This is a genomic window from Plantactinospora sp. KBS50, from assembly GCF_002285795.1.
Lineage (GTDB): Bacteria > Actinomycetota > Actinomycetes > Mycobacteriales > Micromonosporaceae > KBS50.
The window spans coordinates 2,206,038-2,221,722 of record NZ_CP022961.1 but is presented as its reverse complement, the minus strand read 5'-3'; the positions used below and the strand labels follow the sequence as shown (position 1 = coordinate 2,221,722).

Annotated in this window: 11 protein-coding genes and 1 pseudogene; 9 read left to right on the top strand and 3 right to left on the bottom strand. The window is 71.3% G+C overall.

All coding sequences use genetic code 11. The annotated features are described in order from the left end of the window. The first annotated feature begins 56 nt into the window (after positions 1 to 56). Complete coding sequence (locus CIK06_RS09835; protein ID WP_095564571.1) at positions 57 to 1,019, top strand: TIGR03557 family F420-dependent LLM class oxidoreductase; 963 nt, start codon at positions 57 to 59, stop codon at positions 1,017 to 1,019. 115 nt (positions 1,020 to 1,134) lie between these two features. On the opposite strand, the gene CIK06_RS09830 is transcribed toward CIK06_RS09835, so the two are convergent. Further along, the gene (locus tag CIK06_RS09830; protein ID WP_369916124.1) at positions 1,135 to 1,740 is read right to left on the bottom strand and encodes an ATP-dependent Clp protease proteolytic subunit; all 606 of its coding nucleotides are present in this window, start codon (positions 1,738 to 1,740) and stop codon (positions 1,135 to 1,137) included. A 259-nt stretch (positions 1,741 to 1,999) separates the two neighbouring features. Here CIK06_RS09830 and manD point away from each other — a divergent pair, with 259 nt between their 5' ends. Further along, a complete protein-coding gene (manD, locus tag CIK06_RS09825; protein WP_095564570.1) occupies positions 2,000 to 3,208 on the top strand; it encodes a D-mannonate dehydratase ManD in 1,209 nt (402 codons plus the stop codon). A gap of 76 nt (positions 3,209 to 3,284) precedes the next feature. Here the strand turns inward: manD and CIK06_RS09820 are convergent, their stop codons facing one another. Further along, positions 3,285 to 4,304, bottom strand: coding sequence for an acetylxylan esterase (locus CIK06_RS09820; RefSeq protein WP_095564569.1), 1,020 nt, complete (start codon positions 4,302 to 4,304; stop codon positions 3,285 to 3,287). A 382-nt stretch (positions 4,305 to 4,686) separates the two neighbouring features. Between CIK06_RS09820 and CIK06_RS09815 the strand changes: the two genes are divergently transcribed. The 7 genes and pseudogenes from CIK06_RS09815 to CIK06_RS09785 all read left to right on the top strand — a co-directional run bounded on the left by CIK06_RS09815 (position 4,687) and on the right by CIK06_RS09785 (position 14,784). Beyond that, on the top strand, positions 4,687 to 5,676 hold the full coding sequence (locus tag CIK06_RS09815; protein WP_095564568.1) for a sugar ABC transporter permease: 990 nt from the start codon (positions 4,687 to 4,689) through the stop codon (positions 5,674 to 5,676). 44 nt (positions 5,677 to 5,720) lie between these two features. Then, positions 5,721 to 6,610: pseudogene (locus CIK06_RS09810) on the top strand (carbohydrate ABC transporter permease). A 36-nt stretch (positions 6,611 to 6,646) separates the two neighbouring features. Further along, positions 6,647 to 8,305 carry an extracellular solute-binding protein gene (locus tag CIK06_RS09805; RefSeq protein ID WP_095564567.1) on the top strand — a complete coding sequence of 553 codons (1,659 nt, stop codon included), beginning with the start codon at positions 6,647 to 6,649 and terminating at the stop codon, positions 8,303 to 8,305. A gap of 3 nt (positions 8,306 to 8,308) precedes the next feature. Continuing rightward, entirely contained in the window at positions 8,309 to 9,841 is a 1,533-nt protein-coding gene (locus CIK06_RS09800; protein WP_232534116.1) for a xylan 1,4-beta-xylosidase, read from the top strand. Beyond that, a complete protein-coding gene (locus tag CIK06_RS09795; RefSeq protein WP_095564566.1) occupies positions 9,838 to 10,518 on the top strand; it encodes a DUF624 domain-containing protein in 681 nt (226 codons plus the stop codon). Before CIK06_RS09800 ends, CIK06_RS09795 begins: the two co-directional genes overlap by 4 nt. Further along, a complete protein-coding gene (locus tag CIK06_RS09790) occupies positions 10,515 to 12,551 on the top strand; it encodes a beta-galactosidase (protein WP_095564565.1) in 2,037 nt (678 codons plus the stop codon). The genes CIK06_RS09795 and CIK06_RS09790 overlap by 4 nt, the downstream gene beginning before the upstream one ends. Positions 12,552 to 12,666: 115 nt before the next feature. Continuing rightward, positions 12,667 to 14,784 carry an alpha-glucuronidase gene (locus tag CIK06_RS09785; RefSeq protein WP_095564564.1) on the top strand — a complete coding sequence of 706 codons (2,118 nt, stop codon included), beginning with the start codon at positions 12,667 to 12,669 and terminating at the stop codon, positions 14,782 to 14,784. A gap of 164 nt (positions 14,785 to 14,948) precedes the next feature. On the opposite strand, the gene CIK06_RS09780 is transcribed toward CIK06_RS09785, so the two are convergent. Then, the gene (locus CIK06_RS09780) at positions 14,949 to 15,335 is read right to left on the bottom strand and encodes a hypothetical protein (RefSeq protein WP_095564563.1); all 387 of its coding nucleotides are present in this window, start codon (positions 15,333 to 15,335) and stop codon (positions 14,949 to 14,951) included. Positions 15,336 to 15,685: the final 350 nt, after the last annotated feature.

Sequence of the window (15,685 nt, the reverse complement as noted above, 5' to 3'; positions counted from 1 at the left end):
GGGACGTCCCGCAGGGGGTACTGGCCCGGGGGCCGATCGGAGCGAGGAGGACCGCCGTGGTCGCAGTGGGATACACGCTGATGTGCGAACAGGCCGGGCCGCGGCAACTGGTCGACCACGCGGTCCGGGCCGAGGACGCCGGCTTCGACCTGGTGGCGATCTCCGACCACTACCACCCGTGGCTGGAATCCCAGGGGCATTCCCCGTACGCCTGGTCGGTGCTCGGCGCGGTCGCCCACGCGACCACCCGGATGGACCTGATGACGATGGTGACCTGCCCGACCCGCCGCTACCACCCCGCCGTGGTGGCGCAGAAGGCCGCCACCGTCGGTCTGCTCTCCGGCGGCCGGTTCACCCTGGGCCTCGGCGCCGGGGAGAACCTCAACGAACACGTGGTGGGCGGCTGGCCGCACGTGCAGGAACGGCACGAGATGCTGGAGGAGGCGCTACAGATCATCCGGCCGCTGCTGGACGGCGAGACGCTCACCTACTCCGGCGACCACTTCAGCGTGCCCGAGGCGTACCTGTGGGACCGGCCGGACACCCCGGTGCCGGTCGCCGTGGCCGCGTCCGGGCCGTCGTCGGTGGAACTGGCCGCCGAGTACGGCGACGCGCTGATCAACACCGAGCCGGACCCGCGGGTGGTGGACCTCTTCGACGACGCCGGCGGCGCCGGCAAACCGCGGTACGGGCAGGTGGCCATCTGCTACGGCCCGGACGAGCGGGAGTGCCGCCGGATCGCGCACGACCAGTTCCGGTGGTCCGGGCTGGGCTGGAAGGTCAACGCGGACCTGCCCGGACCGCCGTCGTTCGACAGCGCGACCGCCTTCGTCCGGGAGGAGGACGTGGCCCGCGCCGTCCCGTGCGGGCCGGACGTCGACGCGCACGTCGCGGCCTTCAAGAGGTTCGTCGACGCGGGCTTCACGCACGTGGCGGTCGTGCAGATCGGCGGCAACAGCCAGCCGCTGTTCCTCGACTGGGCCCGGGACGAGTTCCTCCCGCGCCTGCGCGACCTGTGACCGCGCCCGGGGCCGGGACCCCCGGGCTCGACGTCGAGCGCGGGTGGACCCCGCGGACGCCCGCGGGGTTGGCCCCCGCGGTGCCCCGGACGCCGCTGCGGGTGGGCGGACCGGTCTAGCCGGCCGGCATGTCCGCCGCGCGGGCGATGACCTGGTCGATCATCCCGTAGTCGCGGGCCTCGGTGGCGGTGAACCAGCGGTCCCGGTCGGAGTCCCGCTCGATCTCCTCGGCCGTGTGTCCGGTGTGCCGGGCCAGCAGTTCGTACGAGGTCCGCTTCACGTGCAGCATGTTCTCGGCCTGGATCGCGATGTCCGCCGCGGTGCCGCCGAAGCCGCCGGAGAGCTGGTGCATCATGATCCGCGAGTGCGGCAGTGCGTACCGCTTGCCCGCGGTGCCGCAGCAGAGCAGGAACTGCGCCATCGACCCGGCCAGGCCCATGGCGATGGTGACCACGTCGTTGTTGACGAACTGCATCGTGTCGTAGACCGCCATGCCGGCGCTGATCGAGCCGCCCGGCGAGTTGATGTAGAGCTGGATGTCCCGGTCCGGGTCGTCCGCGGCGAGCAGCAGGATCTGGGCGCAGATGACGTTGGCCGAGTCGTCGGTGACCTCGGTGCCGAGGAAGACGATCCGTTCCCGCAGCAGCCGGTCCAGCACCGCGTCGCCGAACGAGGCGGGCGCCTCCGTCCGCATCCAGACGCCCATCGAGTTCGTGCGCATGGCCACCTCCGTACCCCGGCGGGACGCCGACCGTCCCGGCCTCCGACGGATCCAGCCTTGCCCACCGGTACGGCCGGGGGCACCCGATTCTGCCCGCGGGAGATCTGCCGCCAGCAGAATCCTGCCGCCGCGCACCGCGACCGCCCGCGCCGCGGCGGCGACGGGCCGGCGCCACGTCGGCCGAAACCGCCCGCGCCACGTCGAGAACGGGCCGGTAGAGTGGCCGCGCACCGGCGCCCGCGCCGACCGAGGGAGACCAATGAAGATTGTCGATGCTCGGGTCATTGTCACCTGTCCGGGCCGGAACTTCGTGACCCTGAAGATCGTCACCGACGAGGGTGTCACCGGGGTCGGCGACGCCACGCTCAACGGCCGCGAGCTGGCCGTCGAGGCGTACCTGCGCGAGCACGTGGTGCCGCTGCTGATCGGCCGCGACCCGGCCCGGATCGAGGACACCTGGCAGTACCTCTACCAGGGGGCGTACTGGCGGCGGGGTCCGGTCACGATGAGCGCGATCGCGGCGGTGGACACGGCGCTGTGGGACATCAAGGGCAAGGTCGCGGGACTGCCGGTCTACCAGCTGCTGGGCGGCCGGTCCCGGGAGGGCGTCACGGTGTACGGGCACGCCAACGGCGAGACGCCGGAGGAGGTGCTGGTCGAGGTGGCCCGGTTCGTGGACCTGGGCTACCGGGCGGTGCGGGTGCAGTGCGGCGTGCCGGGCCTGGCCAAGACGTACGGGGTGAGCGCCGACAAGATGTTCTACGAGCCGGCCGACGCGGCCCGGCCGACCGAGACCACCTGGTCGACGCAGCGGTACCTGTCCCACACCCCGTCGGTGTTCGCCCGGGTCCGGGACGAGTTCGGGCCGAACCTGCAACTGCTGCACGACGTGCACCACCGGCTGACCCCGATCGAGGCGGGCCGGCTGGGCCGCAGCCTCGAACCGCACGCGCTGACCTGGATGGAGGATCCGGTCCGCGCCGAGTTGCAGGAGGGCTTCCGGCTCATCCGCCAGCACACCACCACCCCGATCGCCACGGGCGAGGTGTTCAACAGCGTCTGGGACGCCACGCAGCTCATCTCCGAGCAGCTCATCGACTACATCCGGATGACCGTGGTGCGTGCCGGCGGGATCAGCCACCTGCGCCGGGTCTTCGACTTCGCCGCCCTGCACCACGTGCGCAGCGGTTCGCACGGCGCCACCGATTTGTCGCCGGTGTGCATGGCCGCCGCGCTGCACCTGGACATCTCGATCCCGAACTTCGGGCTGCAGGAGTACATGCGGCACACCGACGAGACGGACGCGGTGTTCCCGCACGGGTACCACTTCGCCGACGGCTACCTGCACCCGAGCGAGTCGCCGGGCCTCGGGGTGGACATCGACGAGGAGGCGGCGGCCCGCTACCCCTACTCCCCCGCGTACCTGCCGGTGAACCGGCTGGAGGACGGCAGCCTGCACCCCTGGTGAGGTGGGCCCGGCCGCCGGGCTCGGCCGGCGGCGCGGCCCCCGGTCGGCTCGGCCGGCGGCGCGGCCCCCGGTCGGCTCAGCCGGCGGCCGGCTCAGCCGGGCCGGGCTTGGCCAGCACCTCGGCGAGCCAGCGCAGCTGCCGGCGGACCTGTACGGCCTCGCCGCCCTCGTGCTGGTTGAACGGGTAGACGTGGACCTCCCGGTCCGGACTGTCCGGCCGGCCGTTGGCGGCGCCGTACTGGTTGTAGGCGGCGAAGCCGGTGCTGGGCGGGCACACCCGGTCGCGCAGCCCGATCCCGAACTGGGCCGGTGCGGTGGCCCGGCGGGCGAACGTCACGCCGTCCACGTACGAGAGGGTGTGCCGGACCTGCTCCTCGGCCTCCCGATGGACCGCCAGGTACTGCGCGACCTCGCCGTACGGCCCGTCGTCGGTGATCTCGATGGCCCGTTGGAGGTGGCAGAGGAACGGGGCGGTGGTCAGCATCGCGGTCAGGTCGGGGACGAGCCCGGCCACCGCGATGGCCAGCCCGCCGCCCTGGCTGTTGCCGGCCGCCACGACCCGGTCCGGGTCGACGCCCGGCAGCTCGCGGGCGGCCTGCACGGCCCGCACGGCGTCGGTGATCAGGCGCCGGTAGTAGTAGTCGTGCGGGGAACGGATGCCCCGGGTCACCGCCCACGGCCCGTCGGCGGTGGTGCCGTACGGGTCGGCGGTGTCGCCCGGCCCGTACTGCCCGGCCTGCCCGCGCGAGTCCATCAGCAGGTGCGCGTAGCCGGCGACCGACCAGGTGAGCCGCTCGTGCGGCAGGCCGCGACCGCGGCCGTACCCGACGTATTCGACCACGACCGGCAGCGGGGTGTCGACCCCGGCCGGGCGGGTGTACCAGGCACGCACGGGGGCGCCGTCGTAACCGGCGAACGTGACGTCCCAGGTCTGCACCAGACGCAGGTCGGTCGGCTCCGGGGACACCTGCACGAGCGCCGGCCGCTGCGCGGCGCGCTCCAGGGTCGAGCGCCAGAACGCGTCGAAGTCCGCCGGCTCGGCCACGTCCGGCGCGTACCGGCGAAGCTGGTCAAGCGGTAGGTCGAACTGGGCCATCGGTCCTCGCAGGGGGGTCGGCGGTCCACTCCTGATCCTCGCGCCCGCCGAGCGGCGACGGCCCCGCCGGACGCGGAAGATCGAAAAAGTTCGAGAACCTTAACACGCCGCTCACCGCGGCAGCCGCCCCCGCGAAGCGGTGATCGTGCACGGAACGTACTGGTGATCTTCGCGGTGTGCAGCCGCGCTGGTCGGCCGGGACACGGGCCGAAACCGGCTCGTGACCTGTGGAGTGAGCCTTGACACCATCAGCCGGCGGACCTAAATTTCCCCGCACGGATACCGCAACTTTTACAGAAAGTTTCGAACGCCGAAATCCTGGTCAGCACCACGAGGGCCGCAACCCGGTCGGCACGACCTGCGCCGCATGAGGAGTCCGAGGATGAGTATCCACACGACGGCGGAGGCGGAGCCGACGCCGGGCGCGGGAAGCGCCCGGTCCGGCCGAGCCCGACCGGTACGCCCGCACCGGCCCGCCTGGCGCCGAACGCTACGCCGCGACTGGCAGTTGTACTCGCTGGTTGTCCTGCCGCTGCTGTTCTTCGTCATATTTCGTTACCTGCCCATGCTGGGCAATATCATCGCTTTCCGCCGATACCACCCCGGCGGCAGCCTCTTCGGTGACGAGTGGGTCGGCATGCACTACTTCCGGCTCATTGTTAACGATCCCACTTTCTGGCGGGTCTTCACCAACACCCTGATCCTGGGCGCCCTGACGCTGATCTTCGTCTTCCCGATGCCGCTGATCCTGGCGCTGCTGCTCAACGAGGTCCGGACGCTGCCGCTCAAGCGGTTCGTCCAGTCCATCTCGTACCTGCCGCACTTCCTGTCGATCGTGGTGGTGGCCGGCTTCATCGTCGAGATGCTGTCGATGAACGGCGTGGTGAACGAAGGGCTACGGGCGATAGGCCAGGAGGGCGTGCCCTTCCTGCAAAAACCGGGGTGGTTCCGGACGATCTACGTCTCCTCCGAGATGTGGCAGACGGTCGGCTGGGGCACCATCCTCTACCTGGCCGCGCTGACCACCATCGACCAGAACCTCTACGAGGCGGCCCGGATCGACGGCGCGAGCCGGTGGCGGCAGACCTGGCACGTGACGCTGCCGGGCATCCGGCCGACCATGATGACGCTGCTGATCCTCAACATCGGCACGTTCATGGCGATCGGCTTCGAGAAGATCCTGCTGCTGTACAACCCGCTGACCTACCCGACCGCCGACGTCATCTCGACCTACCTGTACCGGGTCGGCGTCGTGTCCGGCAGCTTCAGCTACGCCGCCGCCATCGGGCTGTTCGAGTCGGTCATCGGACTGATCCTGGTGCTCTCGGCCAACGCCATCTCCCGTCGTCTAGTGGGGACCGCCCTGTGGTAACCGTCATCGACCCGAGTGCGCCCGGCCGGCCGGTCCGGACCAACCTGCGCACCCCCCGCACCCGCGGCCCCCGGACCACCCGCGGATACCGGGTCTTCCAGGTCTTCAACGCCATCTTCCTGACCGGTGTCGTGGTGTTGACGCTGTTCCCCTGGTCAACATCCTGGCGCGGTCGTTCAGCCAGGAGCACTACATCGTCGCCGGCGAGGTCACGCTCTGGCCCAAGGGCTTCACCACGCAGACCTACCGGCACGTGATGGACGACCCGATGTTCTGGACCAACTACCGCAACACGATCGTGTACACCACGGTGGCCACGCTCATCGCCATGGTGCTGACCACCAGCTACGCGTACGTGCTGTCCAAGCGGCACCTGCGGGGCCGGACGGCGCTGATCGGCGTCGCGCTGTTCACGATGTTCTTCAACGGCGGGCTGATCCCCAACTACGTGCTGGTCAGCAACCTCGGGCTGCGGAACACCCTGTGGGCCATCGCGCTGCCCAACGCCATAAGCGTCTTCAACCTGCTGGTGATGAAGGCGTTCTTCGAGAGCCTGCCCAGCGAGTTGGAGGAGGCCGCCGCGGTCGACGGCCTGAACACGTACGGCATCCTGCTGAGGGTCGTGCTGCCGCTGTCCAAGGCGGTGATCGCCACGATGATCCTGTTCTACGCGGTCTCGTTCTGGAACTCGTGGTTCTCCGCGTTCCTCTACATGGACCGCCTGGAACTCCAGCCGGTCACCGTGTACCTGCGCAACATTCTCGCCGGCCTCAGCGGTACCGACGTCGGCATGTCCAGCGACACCGCCCTGCAGATCCAGGCGAACGTCAAGGCCGTGGCGGTCGTGCTCACCTGCCTGCCGATCACGCTCGTCTACCCCTTCATCCAGCGGTACTTCGTATCCGGCGTGATGCTCGGCGCCGTCAAGGGCTAACCCGTCTCTCTCGTACCCCTCGAAAGGACCCACCCCATGCACGAGCTATCCAGGCGCAGGCTGCTGTTCGGGGCAGCCGGCGTCGCCGGCGCCGCCGCCTTCACCCTCGCCGGCTGCGGCAGCGACAGCAGTTCCAAGGACAGCAAGGACCTGTCCAAGAACAAGGTCGGCGCCATGGACGACTTCGGCGTCGGCACCCAGTTCAAGGCCACCGCGCCGATCAAGTTCTCGATCGCGGTGCTGAGCAACCCGGGCTACCCCTACAAGGCCGACTGGATGTTCTGGTCCGAGCTGAGCAAGCGGACCAACATCAGCTTCGACCCGACGGTGATCCCGCTCAGCGACTACAACCAGAAGCGCAGCGTGATGATCAGCGGCGGCAACGCCCCCTCGATCATCCCGAAGACGTACCACCCGGGCGAGGAGGAGTACATCGCCTCGGGTGCGATCCTGCCGGTCAGCGACTACCTCGACCTGATGCCGAACTTCAAGGACAAGGTCGCCAAGTGGAAGCTGGAGAGCAACATCGACGGCCTGCGCCAGGCCGACGGCAAGTTCTACCTGCTGCCGGGCCTGCACGAGGCCGCCTGGCAGGACTACACCCTGGCCGCCCGCACCGACGTCCTTGAGAAGCTCGGCATCGCCACGCCGCAGACCTGGGACGACATCACCAACATGCTCCGGGCGATCAAGCAGGCGTACCCGGACAAGTACCCGCTGTCCGACCGCTGGAGCAACGCGCCCGGCCCCGGCGCCAACAACCTGCTGGGCATCCTCAGCACCGCGTACGGCACCTACGCCGGCTGGGCCTGGCAGAGCACCCACTGGGACGACGGCGCCAAGAAGTTCGTCTACAGCGGCTCCATGGACCAGTACAAGCAGGTCGTCCAGTACCTCAACACCCTGGTCTCGGAGAAGCTGCTCGACCCGGAGAGCTTCACCCAGAGCGACGAGGACGCGCGGGCGAAGTTCGCCGCCGGCAAGTCCTTCGTGATCAGCACCAACGCGCAGGAACTGGTCAACAGCTACCGCAAGGACATCGCGAAGATCTCCGGCGCCACCGTGGCGAAGCTGCCGCTGCCGGTCGGACCGATGGGTCCGGTCCTGGACGGCACCACCCGGCTGGAGAACGGCCTGATGATCTCGTCGAAGGCGCGGGACAGCGAGAACTTCGTGGCCATGATGCAGTTCATCGACTGGCTGTGGTACTCCGACGAGGGCGAGCTGTTCGCCAAGTGGGGCGTCGAGGGGACCACCTACACCGGCGACGTCAACGCCGGCACCTTCAAGCTGGCCTCCGACGTCGACTGGGCCGGCCTGAACCCGGGCGCCTCGAAGGCGCTGAACGCCGACTTCGGGTTCTCCAACGGCGTGTTCGCCTACGGCGGCAGCACCAACCTGCTCAACTCGCAGTTCCCGCAGGAGGAGCAGGAGTACCAGAAGCTGATGAACCAGCGCCAGACGCTGCCGCTGCCTCCGCCGAAGCCGCTCAACGCCGACGAGCGCGAGCAGGCGACGCTGTGGGAGAGTGGGCTGCGCGACCACGTCGACCAGCAGACCCTCAAGTTCATCCTGGGCGAGCGGCCGCTGAGCGACTGGGACGCGTACCTTTCCGAACTCAAGGGCAAGAGCATGGACCAGTACGTGGACACCGTGAACAAGGCGTACGAGCGGTTCCAGAAGGAACACGGCTGACCCGTGCCCGCTCGGATCAGCGTTCCCGACACGTCCCTGCGCCGGCTGCCCGACGCCTGGCGGCAGTGCGTCGGCACCGGCCGCTTCGACCTGGCGTTGCGACAGGACTACCAGGAGTCGTTGGCGCTGATCCAGCGGGAGATCGGCTTCCGGCACATCCGCGGCCACGGGCTGCTCAGTGACGGTCTGGGCGTGCACCAGCCGTACGAGCACGCCGGGTCGCGGGGGACGAGGTACGCGTTCACCTACCTGGACCAGGTGGTGGACGCGTACCTCGCCCTCGGGATCCGGCCGTTCGTGGAGTTGGGCTTCATGCCCTCCGGGCTGGCCTCCGGCGACCAGACGGTGTTCTGGTGGCGCGGCAACGTCACCCCGCCCCGCTCGCACGCCGACTGGGCCGACCTGGTCCGGGCCACCGTGACGCACCTGATCGACCGGTACGGCCTGGACGAGGTGCGCCGCTGGCCCATCGAGGTGTGGAACGAACCCGACCTGGACGTCTTCTGGGCGGGCGCGGACCGGGCCGCCTACCACCGGCTGTACGAGGTGACGGCCACCACGATCAAGGAGGTGGACGCCGGGTTGCAGGTCGGCGGGCCGGCCGTCTCCCCCGGCGGACCGGAGTGGCTGCTGCCGTTCGCCGAGTTCGTCACCGAACGCGCGGTGCCGGTCGACTTCGTCAGCCGGCACGCGTACACCTCGGGACCGGCCCGGCACGTGCCGTTCGGTACCCGGCAGACGCTCGCCCCGGCCGGCCGGCTGCTGGAGCAGTTCGCCCAGCCGCGCCGGGATCTGGCCGGCACGCCGCTGGCCGACCTGCCCGTGCACATCACCGAGTTCAACTCCTCGTACCGGCCGGACAACCCCGTGCACGACACGGCGTTCAACGCCGCGTACCTGGCCCCGGTCCTGGCGGCCGGCGGCGACCTGGTCGACTCGTTCTCGTACTGGACCTTCTGCGACGTGTTCGAGGAGGTGGGCATCCCGACCACGCTGCTGCACGGCGGGTTCGGGCTGCTCGCCCACCGGCAGATCAAGAAGCCGACCTACCACCTGTACGCGTTCATGGCCCGGCTCGGTGAGCAGGTCCTGGCGCACGGCGACGATCACCTGGTCACCCGGGACGGCACCGGCCGGATCGCGGTGCTGGCCTGGGCGCCGGTGGACGTCACCGGCCGGGACCCGGCGCCGCAGCGGCACACCGTACGGCTGTCGGTGCCGGTCGGGACCGGCACCGCGGCCTCGGCCTTCCTGCTGCGCTCCTCGGTCAGCGAACAGGACGGCAACGTCTGGGCGGCCTGGTGCGAGATGGGCTGCCCGGCCTCGCCGCGGGAAGGGCAGCTCGACGCGCTGCGCGCGGCGGCCGAGCCGGCCCGGCGGCACGCGAGCCTGCCGATCGAGTCCGGCCGGGTCGCCCTCGACCTGGAACTGTCCCGGCACGAGGTGACGCTGGCCGAGCTGACCCCGGTGGTCGACGAGACCCCGCCCTGGTGGCACGACGGCCTGCCGCTGCTGGCGCGGGAGGACCAGCCGTGAGCGAGCCGCGTTCGCAGTTCGGCGTCGGGCCGCTGTCCAAGGTCGCGGCGCTGCTCTACACGCTGCTGACGATCGAGCTGCTGGTGCTGCTCACCGCCGCGCCCGGCCTGGTGCCGCTGGTCCTGCTGGACCTCGACGCCAGCAACATCCCGCTGGTCGCCGCCTGCGCCGTACCGCTCGGCCCGGCGCTGTCCGCGGCCGTGTACGCGCTGCGCCGCCGCAGCCTCGACCTGACCGACCTGCACCCCGCCCGGGCCTTCTGGCGCGGCTACCGGGCCAACGTGGCGCAGACGCTGCTGGTCTGGGTGCCGCTGCTGCTCCTGCTGACCGTCCTGACGGTCAACCTGGCCCACTTCGGGGACGCGGCGGTGCCGGGATGGTGGGCCGCGCTGCTGCTCCTGATCGCCCTGCTGGCCGGCTTCGCCGGGCTCAACGCGCTGATCATCGTCTCGCTGTTCACCTTCCGCACCCGCGACGTCATCCGGCTGGCCGTGTACTTCGTGGCCCGTACCCCGAAGGTCACCATCGGCAACGTCGGCCTGCTCGTGGTGGCGGCCGGCATCGCGGCGCTCGTCTCGGTGCCGGCGCTGGCCCTGATCGCCTCGCTGTTCGCGCTGGCCCTGCTGGCCAACGGCGCCCAGCTGATCGACACCATCACCAAGGAGTTCACGGCGTGACCCTGCCGGCGACCACCCGGATCCCCTACGGCGGCGACTACAACCCGGAACAGTGGCCCGAGGAGGTGTGGGAGCAGGACTACCGGCTCTTCGACGCCGCCCGGATCGACACCGTGACCCTCGGCGTCTTCGACTGGGCCCTCACCCAGCCCGCCGAGGACGTGTACGACTTCACCCTGCTGGACCGGATCGTCGAGCGGGCCGCGGCGCAGGGCCGGCGGATCTGCCTGGCCACCGGCACCGGCGCGCACCCGCCGTGGCTGGCGCGCAGGTATCCGGAGGTGACCCGGGTCGACTTCGAGGGGCGCCGGCACCGGTTCGGCCAGCGGCACAACTCCTGCCCCAGCTCCCCCGCCTTCCGGCGGCTCTCCACCGAGCTGGCCCGCCGGGTCGCCCGGCGGTACGCGGGCAACCCGGCCGTGCTGGCCTGGCACGTCGGCAACGAGTACGGCGGCGCCTGCTACTGCGAGCTGTGCGCCGCGGGCTTCCGGGACTGGCTGCGGGAGCGCTACGGCACCCTCGACGCGCTCAACACGGCCTGGTACACGACGTTCTGGGCGCACACCTTCACCGACTGGGCCGAGATCGAACCCCCGTCGGCGCTCACCGAACACTGGCGCGGCCCGGACCACACGGCCTTCCAGGGCATCACCCTGGACTACCTGCGGTTCATGTCGGAGGCCATGCTCACCAACTTCCGGGACGAGTCGGCGGCCATCCGCGAGTCCAGCCCGGACCTGCCGATCACCACGAACTTCATGGGCATGTACCGGCCGATCGACTACCACCGCTGGGCCCCGTACCTGGACTTCGCCTCCTGGGACAACTACCCGCCGGACGACGACTCGGCGGCGCGGATGGCGCTCACCCACGACCTGATGCGCGGGCTCAAGGACGGCCAGCCGTTCTGGCTGATGGAGCAGACCCCCAGCTTCACCGCGTGCCGCGACGTCAACCCGCTGAAGCGTCCGGGGCTGATGCGGCTGTGGAGCTGGCAGGCCGTGGCGCACGGTGCCGACGCGGTGCTGTTCTTCCAGATGCGCGCCTCCCGCGGCGCGTCGGAGAAGTACCACGGCGCGGTCATCGGGCACGCCGGCCGCTCCGACACCCGGGTGTTCCGCGAGGTGGCCGAGCTGGGCGCCGAGCTGGAGCGGCTCGGCGGGGCCACGCTGGGCGCCCGCACCCCGGCCCGGGTGGCGCTGCTGTTCGACTGGGACAGCTGGTGGGCGCTGGAGATCTCCGACGGCCCGTCCCGGCTGGTCCGCTATCAGGACGTGGTGCAGGCGTACCACCGGGCGATCTGGGAGGCCGGCGCCGACCTCGACGTGGTTCCGGTGACCGCCGACCTGTCCGGGTACGACGTGGTGGTCGCCCCGGCGCTGCACATGGTCAAGGGTGACCTGGCCGAACGGCTCGCGGCGGTGGCACGGCGCGGCGGCACGGTGGTGACGACCTTCCTGTCCGGCCGGGTGGACGAGCACGACCAGGCGTTCCTGGCCGACGTGCCCGGCCCGCTGGCGCCGCTGATGGGCGTCCGGATCGACGAGTGGGACGCCCGCGGCCCGGAGGTGGTCAACCCGGTCCGGCTGGGCACCGGTCCGGACACCGTCGAGGTCGCGTCGCGGCTGCTGTTCGAGCTGGTCATCCCGACCGGCGCCGAGGTGGTCGGCGAGTACCGGTCCGATTTCTACGCCGGCACCCCGGCGGTCACCCGCAACGCGTACGGTGCCGGGCACGGCTGGTACGTGGCCGCCGGGCTGGACCAGGCCGGGGTGTCCTGGGTGCTGCGGCGGGTGCTGGAGCGGCACGACCTGCTCGGGCCGTACCCGGACCTGCCCGCGCTGGAGACGGCCGTCCGGGTCGCCCCGGACGGCACCCGGCTGACCTTCCTGCTCAACCACGACGCCGAGCCGGTGACGGTGCCGGCCCGGGTGACCGGGGTGGAGCTGCTGAGCGGCGACCGGGTGATCGCCGGCGAGCCGGTCCGGCTGCCGGGCCGCGGCGTCCTGCTCATCCGCCAGGGTGGCCAGTGAGCGCGAGGAGCTGGCCGGTCCTGCCAGCCCCGCAGTCGCGAACAAACGTGTTACCCGTGAGCGCGAGGAGCCGGCCGGTCCTGCCAGCCCCGCAGTCGCGAACGAAAGGTGTTCCATGAGTGAGGTACATCCCGCCTGGCTGCCGGCGGAGGCGTTCCGCGCCGTCGGGGCGCGGCGGATCCTGGTGGCCGGCGCGGGCACGCTGGTGGACACCGTGCACCGGGAACTCGCCGAGGCCGCCGGCCGGTACGGCGGCACCGCGTACCGGCTGCCGGCCGGCGCGGGCGCGGAGGGCGCCGGCAGCGCCGCCGACGGTAGCGCCGCCGACGCCGACGCCTCGGCGAAGGCCGAGGTGGTGTTCGCGCTGACCTCGGCGGCGCCGCTGCCGGCCGTGGCCGCCGAGGTGCTGGCCGGGCCGGACGGCGCCGGGACGCCGCTCGGCGACGAGGGCTTCCTGCTGGCTCGGCGGGACGGCGTCACGGTGCTGCTGGCCGACCGGCCGGCCGGGCTGCTCTACGGCCTGTTCCACCTGGTCCGGCTCGGCGACGCGGCGTTCCGGGACCGGCCGGCCGAGCGGCACCGCCCGGCCCTGCGGCTGCGGATGCTGGACCACTGGGACAACGTCGAGGTCGATCGGATGGGCCAGGTGGAGCGCGGCTACGCCGGCGGGTCCATCTTCTGGCGGGCCGGCGCGGCGCGCCGGGACGAGGCCCGGGTCCGCCGGTACGCGCGGCTGCTGGCGGCCAGCGGGGTCAACGCGGTCTCGGTGAACAATGTGAACGTACACAGCACCGAGGCCCGGCTGTTGACCGACCGGCTCGGCGACGTCGCGGAGCTGGCCGACCAGTTCCGGCCGTACGGGATCCGCGTGCACCTGTCGGTCAGCTTCGCCGCCCCGATGACGCTCGGCGGGCTGCCCACCGCGGATCCGCTGGACGAGCGGGCGCGGTCCTGGTGGGCGGACGCCACCCGCCGGGTCTACCAGCGGATTCCCGACTTCGGCGGGTACCTGGTGAAGGCCGACTCCGAGGGGCAGCCCGGCCCGTTCGCGTACGGCCGCAGCCACGCCGACGGCGCGAACATGCTGGCGGCGGCGCTGGCGCCGTTCGGCGGCGTGGTGCACTGGCGGGCCTTCGTCTACAACCACCGGCAGGACTGGCGGGACCGCTCGACCGACCGGGCGCGGGCCGCGTACGACCACTTCGCACCGCTGGACGGCAGCTTCCAGGAGAACGTGATCCTCCAGGTCAAGCACGGTCCGATCGACTTCCAGCCGCGTGAGCCGGTGTCGCCGGTGATCGCCGCCATGCCGCACACCCGGCTGGCGGTGGAGTTCCAGGTCACCCAGGAGTACACCGGCCAGCAGCGGCACGTGTGCTACCTCGCCCCGTACTGGAGCGAGGTGCTGCGCTTCACCCCCTGGGGGCCGGACGGCCACACGGTCGCCGACGTGACCGCCGGGACGGCGCGGGACGGCGCCGAGCGCGCCGGGGGCGGCCTGGCCGCGGTGTCCAACGTGGGCGACGACCCGTTCTGGACCGGACATCCGCTGGCCCAGGCCAACCTGTACGCCTTCGGCCGGCTCGCCTGGGACCCCGGGCTCGACCCGGCGGCCATCCTGGACGAGTGGATCGGGCTGACCTTCGCGCCGCCGGCGGTCGGGGATCCCGAGCCGGTCCGCGCGACGCTGCACGAGATCATGGACGGGTCCTGGCGGACCTACGAGCGGTACACCGCGCCGCTCGGCGTGGGCTTCATGGTCAACCCCGCGAACCACTACGGCCCCGGCGTGGACGGCTACGAGTACAGCCAGTGGGGCACGTACCACTTCGCCGACCGGGACGGCATCGGGGTGGACCGTACCCGGGCGACCGGCACCGGTTTCGCCGGCCAGTACCCGTCGCCGTGGGCGCAGACGTACGAGTCGGTGGCGGACTGCCCCGACGAGTTGCTGCTCTTCTTCCACCACGTGCCCTATTCGCACGTGCTGCACAGCGGCTCGACCGTCATCCAGCACATCTACGACACCCACTTCGACGGCGTCGCGCAGGTGGTGGAGATGCACGAGCGGTGGCGGCGGCTGACCGGCCAGCTCGACGACGCGCTGTACGCCCGGGTGACCGAACTGCTGGACGAGCAGCTGCGCTGCGCCGAGGAGTGGCGCGACCAGATCAACGCCTATTTCTACCGCAAGTCCGGCGTACCGGACGCACACGGCCGGCGCATCCCGTAGCGGCGCCGCCCCCACCGCGCCACCGACCCCCTTTCGCGCCGCCGGCCGCGCGGCGCGCACCGTCAGTCATACGTCAGGTACCTCATCACGCCCGGTTGAGGTACCTGACGTATGACTGACGACCCCGGGCCGGCACTCCTCCGCCGGTCAGCGCGGGTCGCCGGTCAGCGCGGGTCGCCGAAGGAGACGCCGCCGTGGATGTCCCGCGCCTGCACCACCGGCCCGCGCACCTCACCCGAGATCGAGTTCACCACGCCGCCCGTGCTCGCCTCGATCGCCGCGTTGGCCTGCCGCCACCGGGCGACGAACTCGGCGCCGAACGCGGGGTCGCGCAGCGTCTCGCGGTGCAACTCCTCGGCAAGAAGCCGGGCGGTGTCCGGTGAGGGCTGCTGGAGCACCGCCTCGACGGCCTTCCGCGCCTGCGGATCGGGCCGGAACCGGTCACGCAGGAAGTCGACAAGCGCGGTCACCGCCGTCCGGCCGCCCTGCGCCAGTTCCGTGGTCGTCCAGGCCACGAGCGTCGAGGCGGCGGTGAGCAGAAGTGGATCCACCGGCGGTTCACCTCCAAGCGACCGCTTGACCGTACGCACGGTACGCACCGCACGGGCCGGCGGCCGAAGCCATCCAGAGACCCCAATATGCCACCGAGGGTATCGGCACGGTTCCGCAGAGTCTGTAGCGCGGCCGACACCTCGACACCACCGAGCCGACACGGCGACACGTCGACACCACCGAGCCGACACGGCGACACGTCGACACCACCGAGCCGACACGTCGACTCGTCGACACCACCGCCGAGCCCGGCGGCCGGAAGCCGGCACGGCCCGCGCCGACCGTGCGCCGACCCGTCGGGGTCGTACGCCGGCCCGTCCGACCGTGCGGCGGCCCGTCGGGGGTCGTG